The organism is Pseudomonas sp. JV245A, assembly GCF_032424515.1.
In the GTDB taxonomy this organism is placed as follows: domain Bacteria; phylum Pseudomonadota; class Gammaproteobacteria; order Pseudomonadales; family Pseudomonadaceae; genus Aquipseudomonas; species Aquipseudomonas protegens.
On sequence record NZ_VYKE01000132.1, the window covers coordinates 1 to 14,809 of the forward strand.

Here is a 14,809-nt window from a genome sequence, read left to right on the forward strand (position 1 = left end):
GGCCCGGGAAGAAAAGCCCGACGCGGTGCTGATGGACATCGTCATGCCCGGCCTCAACGGTTTCCAGGCGACCCGCCAGTTGACCAAGGATGCCGAGACCAGCCATATCCCGGTGATCATCATCACCACCAAGGATCAGGAAACCGACAAGGTCTGGGGCACCCGCCAGGGCGCCAAGGACTACCTGACCAAACCGGTGGACGAAGAGACCCTGATCAAGACCCTGAACAACGTCCTGGCCGGCTGACAGCCGCGCCATGAGCCAATCCCAGACCGCCTTCGAGCTGCTGCTGGAGATCGACCAGCGCTGCCGCTTGCTGGCCGCCGACCTGCCGTCCCAGGAAACCCGCCAGCACAGCTGGAGCGGCATCGGCTTTCGCCTGGGCGAGCATTGGTACGTGGCCGCCATGGGCGAGATCAGCGAAGTCCTGCACGAGCCGCGCTACACCCTGCTGCCCGGGGTCAAGCCCTGGGTCAAGGGCGTAGCCAACCTGCGCGGGCGGCTGCTGCCGATCATGGACCTGTGCGGTTTCTTCGGCCATGAGCTGTCGCCCCTGCGCAAGCAGCGGCGGGTCCTGGTGGTGGAGTACAAGGAGCTGTTCGCCGGCCTGCTGGTGGACGAGGTGGCCGGGCTGCAGCACTTTGCCCAGGACAGCCTGGAGCCCGGCATCACCGACTTTGCCGACGCCGCGGTCAACCCCTACCTGCAGGGCCAGTTCCGCCGCGATCAGGTCTGGCAGGTCTTCAGCCCCTTCGCCCTGGCCCGTTCGCCGGGGTTCCTGGAGGTGGCAGCGTGAAGGGCGCCCCGGCGCCTGGGCAACCCGTTGGCCGTGCCACGGGAAGCGCGTGTTTCCCTGGATCAACCCATGCTGCCCCGGCGTTGCGCGCGCCCCGGGCACTCGAATGCGGGACCGCCCGCTCGCCACAGGCCTGATCGATGACCAAAGCCAAAACCGGCAAGCCCCTGGAAGGCTCCCGCAGTCGCTCGCAGATCATCGTGCTGTTCATCGCACTGATCGTGTTCATCATGCTGTTGTTCGCCAACTTCGCTTACCTCAATACCCAGGCCACCTACGACAAACAGTACATCGGCCATGCCGGCGAGCTGCGGGTGCTGTCCCAGCGCATTGCCAAGAACGCCACCGAAGCGGCGGCGGGCAAGGCTGCGGCGTTCAAGCTGCTGGGGGATGCGCGCAACGATTTCGCCCGGCGCTGGGGCTACCTGAAAAAGGGTGACCCGGACACCGGGCTGCCCGGGGCCCCGGTGGCCTTGCGCCAGGAAATGCGCGCGGTGCAGCTGGACTGGGAAAAACTGCTGAAAAACACCGACGCGATTCTCGCCAGCGAGCAGACCGTGCTGTCCCTGCACCAGGTGGCGGCAACCCTGGCGGAAACCGTGCCGCAATTGCAGGTGGAGTATGAAAAGGTCGTCGAGATCCTGCTCCAGCGTGGCGCCCCGGCGGCCCAGGTGGCCATGGCCCAGCGCCAGTCGCTGCTGGCCGAGCGGATTCTCGGCGCGGTCAACACGGTGCTGGCCGGCGACGAAAACGCGGTCCAGGCCGCCGATGCCTTCGGTCGCGATGCCGCGCGCTTCGGCCAGGTGCTCAACGGCATGTTGCAGGGCAACCCGGGGCTGAAGATCAGCCAGGTGGAAGACCCGGATGCCCGGGGGCGGCTGGCGGAGATTTCCGAGTTGTTCGAGTTCGTCTCCGGCTCCGTGGACGAGATCCTCGAAACCTCCCCCGAGCTGTTCCAGGTCCGCGAGTCGGCGAGCAACATCTTCAGCCTGTCCCAGACCCTGCTGGACGAAGCTTCGCTGCTGGCCAGCGGCTTCGAGAACCTGGCCGGCAGCCGCAAGCTGGACACCATCGGCGGCTACGTCCTGGGCCTGCTGGCCCTGGCTTCGATCATCCTCATTGGCCTGGTGATGGTGCGCGAGACCAACCGCCAGTTGCGCGAGACCGCAGAGAAGAACGAGCGCAACCAGAACGCAATCATGCGTTTGCTGGACGAGATCGAGGACCTGGCCGACGGCGACCTCACGGTCACCGCCTCGGTGACCGAGGACTTCACCGGCACCATTGCCGACTCCATCAATTATTCCGTCGACCAGCTGCGTGACCTGGTGGCCACCATCAACCTCACCGCCGGCCAGGTGGCCGGCGCAGTGCAGGAAACCCAGGCCACCGCCATGCAGCTGGCCGAAGCCTCGGAGCATCAGGCCCAGCAGATTTCCGAAGCCTCCACGGCGATCAACGAAATGGCCCAGTCCATCGACCAGGTATCGGCCAACGCCGCGGAATCCTCGGCGGTGGCCGAGCGCTCGGTGGAAATCGCCAACAAGGGCAACGAGGTGGTGCACAACACCATTCACGGCATGGACAACATTCGTGAGCAGATCCAGGACACCGCCAAGCGGATCAAGCGTCTTGGCGAGTCTTCCCAGGAGATCGGCGATATCGTCAGCCTGATCGACGACATTGCCGACCAGACCAACATCCTTGCCCTCAACGCGGCGATCCAGGCCTCCATGGCCGGTGACGCCGGGCGCGGCTTTGCCGTGGTGGCCGACGAGGTGCAGCGGCTGGCGGAGCGTTCCTCGGCGGCCACGCGGCAGATCGAGACCCTGGTGCGGGCGATCCAGACCGACACCAACGAGGCGGTGATCTCCATGGAGCAGACCACCACCGAAGTGGTGCGCGGCGCGCGCCTGGCCCAGGACGCCGGGGTGGCCCTGGAAGAGATCGAAGGCGTGTCCAAGACCCTGGCGGCGCTGATCCAGAGCATCTCCAACGCGGCCCAGCAGCAGACCTCTTCGGCCGGGCAGATTTCCCTGACCATGAACGTGATCCAGCAGATCACCTCGCAGACTTCGTCCGGTTCCACCGCCACCGCCGAGAGCATCGGCAACCTGGCGAAGATGGCCAGCCAGCTGCGCCGCTCGGTGTCCGGCTTCACCCTGCCGGCCACCCGGGGCCCGGCCCCGAATGACAACCGCTGACACAAGGCTTTGACTGGAGTGGTTATGGTTGATCGGCACGACTATGTAGCCCTGGAGTGGGTCAAGGGCGAAATTGCCGAGACCCTGAAGCAGGCGCATCAGGCGCTGGAGCATCTGGCGGACGATCCCCAGGCCCTGGAGGCCATCGACCAGTGCCTGGAAGGCATTCACCTGGTCCATGGCAGCCTGCAGATGGTGGAGTTCTACGGCGCCGCGCTGCTGGCTGAAGAAATGGAAAAGCTCGCCCTGGCCCTGCAGCAGGGGCGCGTGGCCCAGCGCGACGAAGCCCTGCGCCTGCTGCGCCAGGCCATCGGCCAGTTGCCCCAGTACCTGGACCGGGTGCAGAGCGCGCGGCGCGACCTGCCGCTGGTGGTGCTGCCGCTGCTCAACGACCTGCGCAGTGCCCGGGGCGAGAGCCTGCTCTCGGAAACCAGCCTGTTCAGCCCGCAACTGCCCAGCCTGCCGCCCCTGAGCGACAAGGCCCTGGCGGCTTTGGAACCCCTGGAGTTGCCCAACCAGTTGCGCAAGCTGCGACACATGTTGCAGACCGCCCTGGTGGACCTGCTGCGCGAGCAGGATGACGAGCAGAGCCTGGGCTACATGGCCAAGGTCTTCGAACGCCTGGAAGCCTTGTGCCAGGACGCCCCGCTGGCGCCCTTGTGGCATATCGCCTCGGCCCTGGTGGAGGGCATGCGCCACGACGAGATCGCCAACAGCCCGGCGGTGCGCAGCCTGCTCAAGGATGCCGACAAGGAGCTCAAGCGCCTGCTGGAACAGGGCATGGCCGGGATCAACCGGCCGGCCCCCGATGAATTGCTCAAGAGCCTGCTGTTCTATATCGCCAAGGCGCGCCATCCCACCCCATTGATGCTGACCATGAAAGAACGTTACGGACTGGATGACGCCTTGCCCGACAGCGCGGTGGTGGACGAGGAGCGGGCCCGCCTGGCCGGCCCCGACCGGGATGCCATGCGCTCGGTGCTGACCGCGGTGTGCGATGGCCTGGTGCGGGTCAAGGAACGCCTCGACCTGTTCGTGCGCAGCGACCGCCAGCACACCGACGACCTCGAAGGGCTGCTGTCGCCCCTGCGGCAGATCGCCGACACCCTGGCGGTGCTGGGCTTCGGCCAGCCGCGCAAGGTCATCATCGATCAGTTGGCGGTGGTCCAGAGCCTGGCCCAGGGCCAGCGCGCGCCGGACGACGCGGTGCTGATGGATGTGGCGGGGGCCCTGCTGTACGTGGAAGCGACCCTGGCCGGCATGGCCGGCACCGTGGAGCCCGAAAGCCGTGAGGAAAGCCGCCTGCCCACCACCGACCTGACCCAGATCCACCAGTTGGTGATCCAGGAGGCGCGGGTTTGCCTGCACCAGGCCAAGGACCTGATCGCCGAGTGCATCGAGGCCGACTGGGACGCCGAACACCTGCAGGCGCTGCCCGAGCTGCTGACCCAGGTGCGCGGCGCCCTGGCGATGATCCCGCTGCCCCGCGCGGCGGGGCTGATGCAGGCCTGCCAGCAGTTTGTCGTCGAACACCTGCTGGCGGCCCGTTCCCGGCCCGACTGGCAGCAACTGGACCACCTGGCGGATGTGCTCACCAGCCTGGAGTACTACCTGGAACGCCTGAGCGAGGACCACGAGGCGCCGGGGGAGAAGATCCTCGATGTGGCCCAGCAGGGCCTGCTCGCCCTGGGCTATGTGCCGGTGGAGCAGGTGCCGTTGCTCGATCAGCCCCTGAGCCCCAGCGAAGCCCTGGTGATGCAGGACCTGCAAGAGCTGGACGATCCCCGGGTGGCGCAGTCCCTGGCGGATGTCCTGGCGGTGCCGGTCTCGGCCCTCAACCCGCCGGCCCTGATCACCCCGGGCAGCCTGTTGCCGCCGCCAGGGGACGAGGAGCCGGTGGACGATGAACTGCGGGAAGTCTTCCTCGAAGAAACCGAGGAAGTGCTGGAGATGCTGCGCGAGTACCTGCCGCGCTGGGCCGCGGACCCCCATGGCACATCTGCCCTGAGCGAACTGCGCCGGGCCTTCCACACCCTCAAGGGCAGCGGGCGCATGGTGCGCGCGCTGGTGCTGGGGGAGCTGGCCTGGGCGGTGGAAAACCTCCTCAACCGGGTGCTGGAGCACAGCGTGGAGCCCGGTGTCGAAGCCCGGCAACTGGTGGCCGACACCCTGCAACTGTTGCCGGAACTGATCGCCGAGTTCGCCCAGCAGGCCCAGCGTCAGCGCGACGATGTCGACCGCCTGGCCGCCCGGGCCCATGCCCTGGCCAATGGTGCGCAAGGCTCGGCGCCAGTGCCGGCCGAGGCCTTGGACCCGCAGTTGCTGGAGATCTTCCGCACCGAGGCCCAGACCCACCTGGACAGCATCAACCGCTTTCTCGAGCAGGCCGCCGAACACCTACCGCTGCAGGCCAGCGACGAACTGCAACGGGCCCTGCACACCCTCAAGGGCAGCGCCTCCATGGCCGGAGTGCTGCCGATTGCCGAGCTGGCCGGCCCTCTGGACCAATTGGCCCGGGAATACCGGGCGCACTTGATCCCCCTGGACCTGGACGAGGTGGAGCTGCTGCTGGAAGCCGAAGGCCTGCTGCGCCGGGGCCTGCGGCAGCTGGACAGCGACCCGCTGGCGCCTATCGATGGCGCCCGCTCCCTGGTGGGGCGCGCCCTGGCCCTGCTGGGGGAGCGCCTGGAAACCCTGCTCAGCGCCCCGGACAGCGCTCCCCGGGCCAAGCGCGACCCGCAGTTGATCAACAACTTCCTGGCCCAGGGCATGGACATCCTGCTGGATGCCGAAAGCCTGCTGCGCCGTTGGCAGCAGCACCCTGGCGAGCGTCAGGAACTCAGCGCCCTGCTGGATGAGTTGACCACCCTGGGCGAGGGCGCGCACCTGGCCGACCTGCACCCGGTGGACGAGCTGTGCGAAGCCTTGCTCGATCTCTATGGCGCGGTGGAAGAGAGCAGCCTGGCCGTCAGCGAGCGTTTCTTCCACGAAGCCGAAAGCGCCCATGATGCCTTGATCAACATGCTCGACGAGCTGGCCGCAGGCCAGGAAGTCAGCCCGCGCCCGGAACGGGTGCAGGCCTTGCGCGAGCTGCTGGATGAAGGTCTGGACCCTTCTGCCACGGGCCTGATCAAGAGCGATGGCAGCCGCGCCCTGAGCATCAGCGAACTGGGCGCGGCCACGGCCCGCCTGGAGCAGGCCGAGGCCCCGATGCAGGCGGACGACGAAATTGTCGAGATCTTCCTCGAAGAGGCGGTGGATATCCTCGAAAGCGCCGACCAGGCCCTGCAGCGCTGGCTGGCCGACCCGGACAATGGCGCGCCGCTGTCTTCCCTGCAGCGAGACCTGCACACCCTCAAGGGCGGCGCACGGATGGCCGAAGTGGCACCGGTGGCGGAACTGGCCCAGGAGCTGGAGTCGCTGTACGAGGGGCTGGTGGACCGGCGCTACAGCCACAGCCAGCACCTGGGCCTGCTGTTGCGCAGCAGCCACGAGCAACTGGCACTGCTGCTGGAACAGTTGCAGGGGCAGCATCCCCTGGACGAATCCCGGGCGCAGATCGAGGCTGTGCGGTCGTACCGGCAGCAGGCCGCCAGCACCGGCGAAGTGGCCCAGGGCACGGTCGAGGAAGACCGTGCGGCCCAGGACCCGGAGCTGCTGGAAATCTTCCTCGAAGAAGGTTTCGACATCATCGACAGCTCTGCCGCGGCCCTGGCCCGCTGGCAGGCCGAGCCCCAGGGTCGCCAGGAAGTGGAAACCCTGCTGCGCGACCTGCACACCCTCAAGGGCGGTGCGCGCATGGTGGAAATCGCCCCCATCGGCGATCTGGCCCATGAACTGGAATTTCTCTTCGAAGGCCTGTCCGCCGGCCTGCTGCAACCCAGCCCGGTGCTGTTCACCCTGTTGCAGAAGAGCCACGACCGCCTGGCCCAGATGCTCGATGCGGCCCGTGCCGGCCAGCCCATCGAGCCGGCCCAGAAGCTCATCGATGCGATCCACGACCTGAGCCATCCGCGGGTAGCGACCGGCGTTGCCGCAGAAGCAGCACTGCCCAGCACCAAGCCCGAGCCCGCGGCGCCCGCGGCGGAAGCGGCAGTGGCGGGGGACATGGTCAAGGTCTCGGCAGAGCTGCTGGACGACCTGGTGAACCTGGCCGGGGAAACCTCGATCTTCCGTGGCCGTATCGAACAGCAGGTCAACGATGCGCGCACGGCATTGGGCGAGATGGAAACCACCATCGAGCGCATGCGCGACCAGTTGCGCCGCCTGGACACCGAAACCCAGGGGCGGATTCTCAGCCGCCAGCAGGTGGAGGCCGAGCGCCTGGGCTACGAAGAGTTCGACCCCCTGGAAATGGACCGCCACTCGCAGTTGCAGCAGCTGTCCCGGGCCCTGTTCGAATCGGCTTCGGACCTGCTGGACCTCAAGGAAACCCTGGACCGGCGCAACCACGACGCCGAGAACCTGTTGCAGCAGCAGGGCCGGATCAACACCGAATTGCAGGAAGGTCTGATGCGCACGCGCATGGTGCCGTTCGAGCGCATGGTGCCCAGGCTCAAGCGTATCGTCCGCCAGGTGGCCGAAGAGCTGGGCAAGGACGTGGAGTTCGTGGTCGGCAACGCCGAAGGGGAAATGGACCGCAACGTTCTGGAACGCATGGTCGCGCCCCTGGAACACATGCTGCGCAACGCCGTGGACCACGGCCTGGAATCGGCCGAGGCGCGCCTTGCGGCAGGCAAGCCGGCACAGGGGCGGATCAGCCTGGACCTGTCCCGCGAGGGCGGCGACATGATTTTCGACATGCGCGACGACGGCGCCGGGGTGCCCCTGGAAGCCGTGCGCAAAAAAGCCATCAAGCGCGGCCTGCTGGACCCCGAGGCGCAGCTCAGCGACCGCGAAGTGCTGCAATTCATCATGCAGCCGGGGTTTTCCACTGCCGAGAAGATCACCCAGATTTCCGGGCGCGGGGTGGGCATGGACGTGGTCCATGAAGAGGTGCGCCAGTTGGGCGGCAGCATGAGCATCGACTCGGTTGCCGGCCAGGGCGTGCATTTTCGCATTCGCCTGCCGTTCACCGTGTCGGTCAACCGCGCGCTGATGGTGCAGTGCGCCGACGAGCAGTACGCGATTCCGCTGAATACCGTGGAGGGCATTGTCCGGGTGCTGCCCGCAGAGCTGGACGGCTACTACCAGCTCGACCCACCGCGCTATGAGTACGCCGGCCAGTCTTATCAGCTGTGCTACCTGGGGGAGCTGCTGCACACCGTGCCCCGGCCGAAGCTGCTGGGCCAGGTGCAGCCGCTGCCGGTGCTGCTGGTGCACTGCAACGAGCAGCGCATCGCGGTGCAGGTGGATGCCACCGCCGGCACCCGGGAAATCGTGGTCAAGAGCCTGGGGCCGCAGTTCGCCGCGGTCCAGGGGCTGTCCGGGGCGACGATTCTCGGCGATGGTCGGGTGGTGCTGATTCTCGATTTGCTGGCGCATATCCGCGCCTTGCAGGCCCAGGCACCGCTGCCGCGCCTGGCGGGCGACGAGCCGGCCAGCGAGGTGCAACCGCCGCGGCCGATGCTGGTGCTGGTGGTGGACGACTCGGTCACGGTGCGCAAGGTCACCAGCCGCCTGCTGGAGCGCCACGGCATGAATGTGCTCACCGCCAAGGATGGGGTCGACGCCATGGCGCTGCTGGCCGAGCACACCCCGGACCTGATGCTGCTGGACATCGAAATGCCGCGCATGGATGGCTTCGAGGTAGCGATCCAGGTACGCAACGACCCGCGCCTGCAACACCTGCCGATCATCATGATCACCTCCCGCACCGGCCAGAAACACCGCGACCGGGCCATGGCCATCGGCGTCAACGACTACCTCGGCAAGCCCTATCAAGAGTCGGTGCTGCTGGAAAGCATCGCCCTGTGGAGCAAGACCCATGCTTGATCACCGCGCCAGCACTCTCACCGGGCTGCTGCTGCCCCTGGCCGACCGTACCCTGATCCTGCCCAACGTGGCCGTGGCCGAGCTGATCGACTATCAGCAGGGCACCTTCGACCTGGATTCACCGCCCTGGTACCTGGGCCGGGTGCTGTGGCGCGAGCGGCGGATTCCGCTGATCAGCTTCGAGTCGGCCTGCGGTGGCAGGACCGTGATTGGCGAGCGGGCGCGGATCGTCGTGCTCAATGCCCTGGGCGGGCGCCCGGAGTTGAAGTTCATGGCCCTGCTGGTGCAGGGCATTCCCCGCTCCTGCAAGCTCGACAGCCAGTTGAGCTATGTCGACGTGCCCCTGGCTGCGCTGGAAAAGGCCGCGGTGCAGGTGGCCGAGCAGGTGGCCAAGGTGCCGGACCTGCTGGCCCTGGAAGAGCTGCTGGTGACGGGGCTCTAGGCCTCTTGGCCGGCAAGCCGGCCGCTACATAACACCGCCGGTAGGAGCTGGCTTGCCAGCGAAGGCAGCCCCTCAGCCAATGCGCAACCTGTCCCGCACCTCCATCAGCGCATAGCCCAGCAGATTCAGGCCGCGCCACTGCTCCGGCTGGCTGGCCCTGGCATCCTCGGCGGCCAGGCCGATGCCCCAGATCCGGTCCACCGGGCTGGCTTCCACCAGTACCTGGTCGCCTGTGGACAGCAGGTATTCACCCAGCGCCTGATGTTGGCTGAACTTGGCCAGGTTGCCCTGCACCACGATATCCAGGCGTGCTTCGGTCCAGCGGGCGTCATCGAAGCCGCGCACCTCGCGACCCAGTTGCTTCACGTCGGCGGGCGTCACGGCCTTGAGGATCCGCCCGTGGGTTTCCTGGTCGCCGAACAGCAGGGCCTTGCCGGCCATCATGAAATGCTCGGCGCTGGGGTATCGAATGCCATCGAGTTCCAGACCTGCGTCGAACCACTGGCTGAAACAGCTCTGGGAGATGCGTCCGTCCCGGGTGGGCTGGTGCCCCCAGAACATCAGGTAGTCGGGCTTCAGGCCATGCTTGAGCTGCTCCAGCAGCGCCTGGTTCGAGCGAATCGGTGTGTCCATGCTGACTCTCATCTTGGTCTGCCCAGGCCGCTCATGGGCCGGTACGGCGGGCATTGTGTACCGAGAGAGCATGAGAGTGCCATTTCTCCGCAAATCATTACGCTGAGCGTAACGATCCAACGCCGTGCTTGATTGATGCTCCCCGTTTTCACTCCTAAGGTGACTGCCACGACAGCGAACCCGTGGAGTGAGCATGACAACAATAATTTCCCCCGACGCGCGCTGGTCGCGGCGGCGCAGCGAAAAGCAGCGGCGCCTCGAGCAGGTGCGGGCCATCGCCGATGGCGTGGTGTTGCCGACCGACAAGATCGTCGCGGCCCTGGAAGCGCTGATCCTGCCCGGCGACCGGGTGGTGCTGGAAGGCAACAACCAGAAACAGGCGGACTTTCTCTCCCGCTCCCTGGCCAAGGCCGACCCGGCCAGGCTGCATGACCTGCACATGATCATGCCCAGCGTCGGCCGTTCCGAGCACCTGGACCTGTTCGAGCGCGGCATCGCCCGCAAGCTGGACTTTTCCTTTGCCGGCACCCAGAGCCTGCGCATCAGCCAGTTGCTGGAAGACGGGCTGCTGGAAATCGGCGCCATCCATACCTACATCGAGCTCTATGCGCGGCTGGTGGTGGACCTGATCCCCAATGTGGTGCTCTCTGCCGGGTTCATGGCCGACCGCGCCGGCAACATCTACACCGGCCCCAGTACCGAGGACACGCCCGCGCTGATCGAGCCGGCGGCCTTCAGCGACGGCATTGTCATCGTCCAGGTCAACCAGTTGGTGGACGATGTCAGCGAGCTGCCCCGGGTCGACATTCCCGCGTCCTGGGTGGATTTCGTGGTGGTGGCCGACAAGCCGTTCTATATCGAGCCGCTGTTCACCCGCGACCCGCGCCATATCAAGCCGGTGCACGTGCTAATGGCGATGATGGCGATTCGCGGCATCTACGAAAAACACAACGTGCAGTCGCTGAACCATGGCATCGGTTTCAACACCGCGGCCATCGAGCTGATCCTGCCCACCTACGGCCAATCCCTGGGGCTCAAGGGCAAGATCTGCCGCAACTGGACCCTCAATCCTCACCCAACCCTGATTCCGGCCATTGAAAGTGGCTGGGTGGACAGCGTGCATTGCTTCGGCACCGAACTGGGCATGGAAAACTACATCGCCGCGCGTCCGGATGTGTTCTTCACCGGTCGCGACGGTTCCCTGCGTTCCAACCGGATGTTCTGCCAGCTGGCCGGGCAGTACGCGGTGGACCTGTTTATCGGCGCCACCTTGCAGGTGGATGGCGACGGCCATTCCTCCACCGTGACCCGTGGCCGCCTGGCCGGTTTCGGCGGGGCGCCGAACATGGGTCACGACCCCCGCGGGCGCCGCCACGGCACCCCGGCCTGGCTCGATATGCGCCAGGATCAGAGCGATGCACCCCAGGCCATGCTCGAACGCGGCAAGAAGCTGGTGGTGCAGATGGTGGAAACCTTCCAGGAAGGCGGCAAACCGACCTTCGTCGAAACCCTCGACGCGGTGGACGTGGCGCGCAAGAGCGGCATGCCCCTGGCGCCGATCATGATCTACGGCGACGACGTCACCCACCTGCTGACCGAGGAAGGCATCGCCTACCTGTACAAGGCCCGTTCCCTGGAAGAGCGCCAGGCGATGATCGCCGCCGTGGCCGGGGTTACCGCCATCGGCTTGCGCCACAACCCCAAGGACACCGCGCGCATGCGCCGTGAAGGCCTGATTGCCCTGCCGGAAGACCTGGGCATCCGCCGCACCGACGCCAGCCGCGAGCTGCTGGCGGCGAAAAGCGTGGCCGACCTGGTGGAGTGGTCCGGTGGCCTGTACAACCCGCCCGCCAAGTTCAGGAGCTGGTAATGCACGCATTCAACCTGCAATCACCCACCCCGAGCCTGGCCGAGCGCCTGGCGGACCTGGCGGTGGACGCGCTGATCGACGAGGCCGACCTGTCGCCCAAGCCGGCCCTGGTGGACCGCCGTGGCAATGGCGCCCACACCGACCTGCACCTGGGCCTGATGCATGCCTCGGCGCTGTCGCTGTGGCCGGCCTTCAAGGAAATGGCCGACGCTGCCCTGCTGCTCGGGGAAGTGGGCCTGCCCCTGCGTGAAGCCCTGGGGCGCATTGGCCGAGAAGGCGAGCAGGCCATGCTCGCCACCACTGGTGGGGTGAATACCCATCGCGGGGCGATCTGGGCCCTGGGGCTGCTGGTGGCCGCCGCCGCGCTGGAACCTCAAGCCACGAGTGCCGGCAGTGTCGCGCTGCGGGCCGCGCGCCTGGCCTTGCTCGAAGACCGTTATGCACCACGCCCCTTGAGCCATGGCGCCCAGGTGGCGCTGCGCTACGGCGTGCGCGGTGCCCGCGAAGAAGCCCAGCAAGGCTTTCCCGCCGTGCTGCAACTGGGGCTGCCGCAGCTCAAGCGCAGCCGCGCCCAGGGCCATGGCGAACAGAATGCCCGGCTCGATGCCTTGCTGGCGATCATGAGCCGGCTGGCGGACACCTGCGTGCTCTATCGCGCCGGTGAGCTGGGCCTGCAGGCCATGCAGCAGGGGGCCCGGGCGGTGCTCGATGCTGGTGGCAGCGCCACCCTGGCCGGGCGTCGTCGCCTGCATGAACTGGATCTGCAACTACTGACCTTGAATGCCTCGCCCGGCGGCGCTGCCGACTTGCTGGCGGCCAGCCTGCTGCTGGACCGGATCGAATCCGGCGATGCTGTTAACCAGGGAGCGAACTGATGGAAACCTTGTCCTTTGAATTCCCCGCCGGCCAGCCCGGCCGTGGCCGCGCCCTGGTGGGCTGTGTCGGCTCCGGCGACCTGGAAGTGCTGCTGGAGCCGGGGCAGCCCGGCAAATTGAGCATCCAGGTACAGACCTCGGTAAACGGCAGCGCATCGCGCTGGCAGCACCTGTTCGAGCGCATGTTCGACGGCCAGACGCCGCCGGCGCTGTTGATCGACATCCATGATTTCGGCGCCACCCCCGGGGTGGTGCGCCTGCGCCTGGAACAGGGCTTCGAGGAGATCGGCCATGACTGACAGCGCACGCTTGTTGAACAAGCACAGCTTCGTCGAACTGGGCGCCCGGCAGCGGGCCCGGGCACTCCTGGATGCCGGTAGCTTTCGTGAGTTGCTGGACCCGTTCCAGCGGGTCATGTCGCCCTGGCTGGAGCGCCAGGGCGTAGTGCCCCAGGCTGATGACGGGGTGGTGATCGCCAAGGGCAGCATCGCGGGTTCGCCGGTGGTGATTGCTGCCATCGAAGGCGCTTTCCAGGGCGGCAGCCTCGGTGAAGTGGGCGGGGCGAAGATTGCCGGCGCCCTGGAGCTGGCCGCCGAGGACAACCGCAACGGCATCCCGACCCGCGCCGTGTTGCTGCTGGAAACCGGCGGCGTGCGCCTGCAGGAAGCCAACCTGGGGCTGGCGGCGATTGCCGACATTCATGCGGCGATTGTCGACCTGCGCCAGTACCAGCCGGTGGTCGGCGTGGTGGCCGGTAGCGTCGGCTGCTTTGGCGGCATGTCGATTGCCGCCGGTTTGTGCAGTTATCTGCTGGTCACCCAGGAAGCGCGCCTGGGGCTCAACGGCCCGCAGGTGATCGAGCAGGAAGCGGGCCTTGAGGAATACGACTCCCGGGACCGGCCTTTCATCTGGAGCCTGACCGGCGGCGAGCAGCGTTTCGCCAGTGGCCTGGTGGACCGCTACGTGGCTGACGATGTGGCACTGATCCAGGCCCAGGTCCGTGAGCTGCTGGCCCTGGGCTTGCCGTCGCGGCAACGCAGCCGCGAGGCCGAGCTGTACCTGCAACGTCTGTCCCGCCTGAACACGACGCCGCAAATCGATGCGGCGACGGTTCGCGACCTGTATCAAGGAGACCGCCCATGACTGCTAGTTCCCTGCGGGGCCTGAACTGGTTCGACGCCTTGAGTGGCGATGCAACCCCCGTGAGCGGCCTGCCACCTTCCTTGAAGGTTGCCGACGGCCAGTTGGACGGGCAGCCGGCGCGCTTCATTGCGGTAGTGCCTGACCCCGACAACCGTTTTCCCCGCGCCCGTCAGGGCGAGGTCGGCCTGCTGGAAGGCTGGGGGCTGGCCAAGGCAGTGGATGAGGTGATCCGCGCCGATCAGGACCAGGAGCACAAGCGGGCGCTGATCGCCATTGTCGATGTGCCGAGCCAGGCCTATGGCCGGCGCGAAGAGGCGCTGGGCATTCATCAGGCCCTGGCGGGCGCCGCCGACAGCTATGCCCGGGCCCGCCTGGCCGGGCACCCGGTGATCGCCCTGCTGGTGGGCAAGGCCATGTCCGGGGCCTTTCTGGCCCATGGGTATCAGGCCAACCGCTTGATCGCCCTGCGTGACCCGGGGGTGATGGTGCACGCCATGGGCAAGGCCTCGGCGGCGCGGGTGACCCTGCGCAGCGTCGAGGAGCTGGAAGCCCTGGCCGCCAGCGTGCCGCCCATGGCCTATGACATCGACAGCTACGCGGGCCTGGGCCTGCTGTGGGAAACCCTGTCGGTGCGGCAGATTGAGCAGCCGACGGCGGAGGATCTGGCCCGGGTCAATCAATGCCTGTTGGCGGCGATTGCCGATGTGCGGGCCAAGGGCGTCGACCTCGGCAGCCGTCTGGGCGCGGTGAACCGGGCGGCGTCGAGCCGAGTCCGGCAGTTGCTGCGGGAGCAGTGGTGAGCGGGTGCGGCCCCTGGCTGCCCCACGACCTGCTGTGGGGCATGACCCCGGCGCAGTTGCCGGGCGATGCGCCGGCCTGGGCCCATGCGGTGCTGGAGGCCGGGCAGCCGG

The 14,809-nt window shown here is 67.2% G+C and carries 11 protein-coding genes and 1 pseudogene; 11 read left to right on the forward strand and 1 reads right to left on the reverse strand.

All coding sequences use genetic code 11. The annotated features are described in order from the left end of the window. The 5 genes from F6S12_RS25000 to F6S12_RS25020 form a co-directional block, all read left to right on the forward strand. Positions 1-247, forward strand: a 247-nt coding sequence (locus tag F6S12_RS25000; protein WP_315869423.1) for a response regulator, incomplete at its 5' end; no start/stop codon positions are given. Positions 248-257: 10 nt separating this feature from the next. Then, positions 258-797, forward strand: a complete 540-nt coding sequence (locus tag F6S12_RS25005) for a chemotaxis protein CheW (protein ID WP_011063999.1) — start codon at positions 258-260, stop codon at positions 795-797. Positions 798-937: 140 nt separating this feature from the next. Then, entirely contained in the window at positions 938-3,001 is a 2,064-nt protein-coding gene (locus F6S12_RS25010) for a methyl-accepting chemotaxis protein (RefSeq protein ID WP_011063998.1), read from the forward strand. A gap of 24 nt (positions 3,002-3,025) precedes the next feature. Then, positions 3,026-8,935, forward strand: a complete 5,910-nt coding sequence (locus tag F6S12_RS25015; RefSeq protein WP_315869424.1) for an Hpt domain-containing protein — start codon at positions 3,026-3,028, stop codon at positions 8,933-8,935. Further along, on the forward strand, positions 8,928-9,377 hold the full coding sequence (locus F6S12_RS25020) for a chemotaxis protein CheW (protein ID WP_065365092.1): 450 nt from the start codon (positions 8,928-8,930) through the stop codon (positions 9,375-9,377). The genes F6S12_RS25015 and F6S12_RS25020 overlap by 8 nt, the downstream gene beginning before the upstream one ends. 72 nt (positions 9,378-9,449) lie before the next feature. On the opposite strand, the gene F6S12_RS25025 is transcribed toward F6S12_RS25020, so the two are convergent. Beyond that, positions 9,450-10,010 (reverse strand): NADAR family protein, encoded by a 561-nt coding sequence (locus F6S12_RS25025; protein ID WP_053160314.1) that lies wholly within the window; start codon positions 10,008-10,010, stop codon positions 9,450-9,452. A gap of 193 nt (positions 10,011-10,203) precedes the next feature. Here F6S12_RS25025 and mdcA point away from each other — a divergent pair, with 193 nt between their 5' ends. The 6 genes and pseudogenes from mdcA to F6S12_RS25055 all read left to right on the forward strand — a co-directional run. Further along, on the forward strand, positions 10,204-11,880 hold the full coding sequence (gene mdcA / locus F6S12_RS25030; RefSeq protein ID WP_041120237.1) for a malonate decarboxylase subunit alpha: 1,677 nt from the start codon (positions 10,204-10,206) through the stop codon (positions 11,878-11,880). Further along, positions 11,880-12,755: a triphosphoribosyl-dephospho-CoA synthase gene (locus tag F6S12_RS25035; protein WP_015637357.1), complete on the forward strand. Its 876-nt coding sequence runs from the start codon at positions 11,880-11,882 to the stop codon at positions 12,753-12,755. Before mdcA ends, F6S12_RS25035 begins: the two co-directional genes overlap by 1 nt. Continuing rightward, positions 12,755-13,054 (forward strand): malonate decarboxylase subunit delta, encoded by a 300-nt coding sequence (locus tag F6S12_RS25040; RefSeq protein WP_015637356.1) that lies wholly within the window; start codon positions 12,755-12,757, stop codon positions 13,052-13,054. The genes F6S12_RS25035 and F6S12_RS25040 overlap by 1 nt, the downstream gene beginning before the upstream one ends. Further along, positions 13,047-13,898, forward strand: a complete 852-nt coding sequence (locus F6S12_RS25045) for a biotin-independent malonate decarboxylase subunit beta (protein ID WP_015637355.1) — start codon at positions 13,047-13,049, stop codon at positions 13,896-13,898. The genes F6S12_RS25040 and F6S12_RS25045 overlap by 8 nt, the downstream gene beginning before the upstream one ends. Beyond that, positions 13,895-14,698 (forward strand): biotin-independent malonate decarboxylase subunit gamma, encoded by an 804-nt coding sequence (mdcE, locus tag F6S12_RS25050; protein WP_015637354.1) that lies wholly within the window; start codon positions 13,895-13,897, stop codon positions 14,696-14,698. Before F6S12_RS25045 ends, mdcE begins: the two co-directional genes overlap by 4 nt. Further along, positions 14,695-14,809: pseudogene (locus tag F6S12_RS25055) on the forward strand (phosphoribosyl-dephospho-CoA transferase); the annotation flags it as partial. The gene mdcE and the pseudogene F6S12_RS25055, both read left to right, overlap by 4 nt.

What these genes read in the sequence shown, in the direction of transcription:
- F6S12_RS25015 (WP_315869424.1), top strand. Translation starts at nt 3,026, where the DNA reads ATGGTTGATCGGCACGACTATGTAGCCCTGGAGTGGGTCAAGGGCGAA.
- mdcA (WP_041120237.1), top strand. Translation starts at nt 10,204, where the DNA reads ATGACAACAATAATTTCCCCCGACGCGCGCTGGTCGCGGCGGCGCAGC.
- F6S12_RS25040 (WP_015637356.1), top strand. Translation starts at nt 12,755, where the DNA reads ATGGAAACCTTGTCCTTTGAATTCCCCGCCGGCCAGCCCGGCCGTGGC.
- F6S12_RS25025 (WP_053160314.1), bottom strand. Translation starts at nt 10,010, where the DNA reads ATGGACACACCGATTCGCTCGAACCAGGCGCTGCTGGAGCAGCTCAAG.
- mdcE (WP_015637354.1), top strand. Translation starts at nt 13,895, where the DNA reads ATGACTGCTAGTTCCCTGCGGGGCCTGAACTGGTTCGACGCCTTGAGT.
- F6S12_RS25045 (WP_015637355.1), top strand. Translation starts at nt 13,047, where the DNA reads ATGACTGACAGCGCACGCTTGTTGAACAAGCACAGCTTCGTCGAACTG.
- F6S12_RS25010 (WP_011063998.1), top strand. Translation starts at nt 938, where the DNA reads ATGACCAAAGCCAAAACCGGCAAGCCCCTGGAAGGCTCCCGCAGTCGC.
- F6S12_RS25005 (WP_011063999.1), top strand. Translation starts at nt 258, where the DNA reads ATGAGCCAATCCCAGACCGCCTTCGAGCTGCTGCTGGAGATCGACCAG.
- F6S12_RS25035 (WP_015637357.1), top strand. Translation starts at nt 11,880, where the DNA reads ATGCACGCATTCAACCTGCAATCACCCACCCCGAGCCTGGCCGAGCGC.
- F6S12_RS25020 (WP_065365092.1), top strand. Translation starts at nt 8,928, where the DNA reads ATGCTTGATCACCGCGCCAGCACTCTCACCGGGCTGCTGCTGCCCCTG.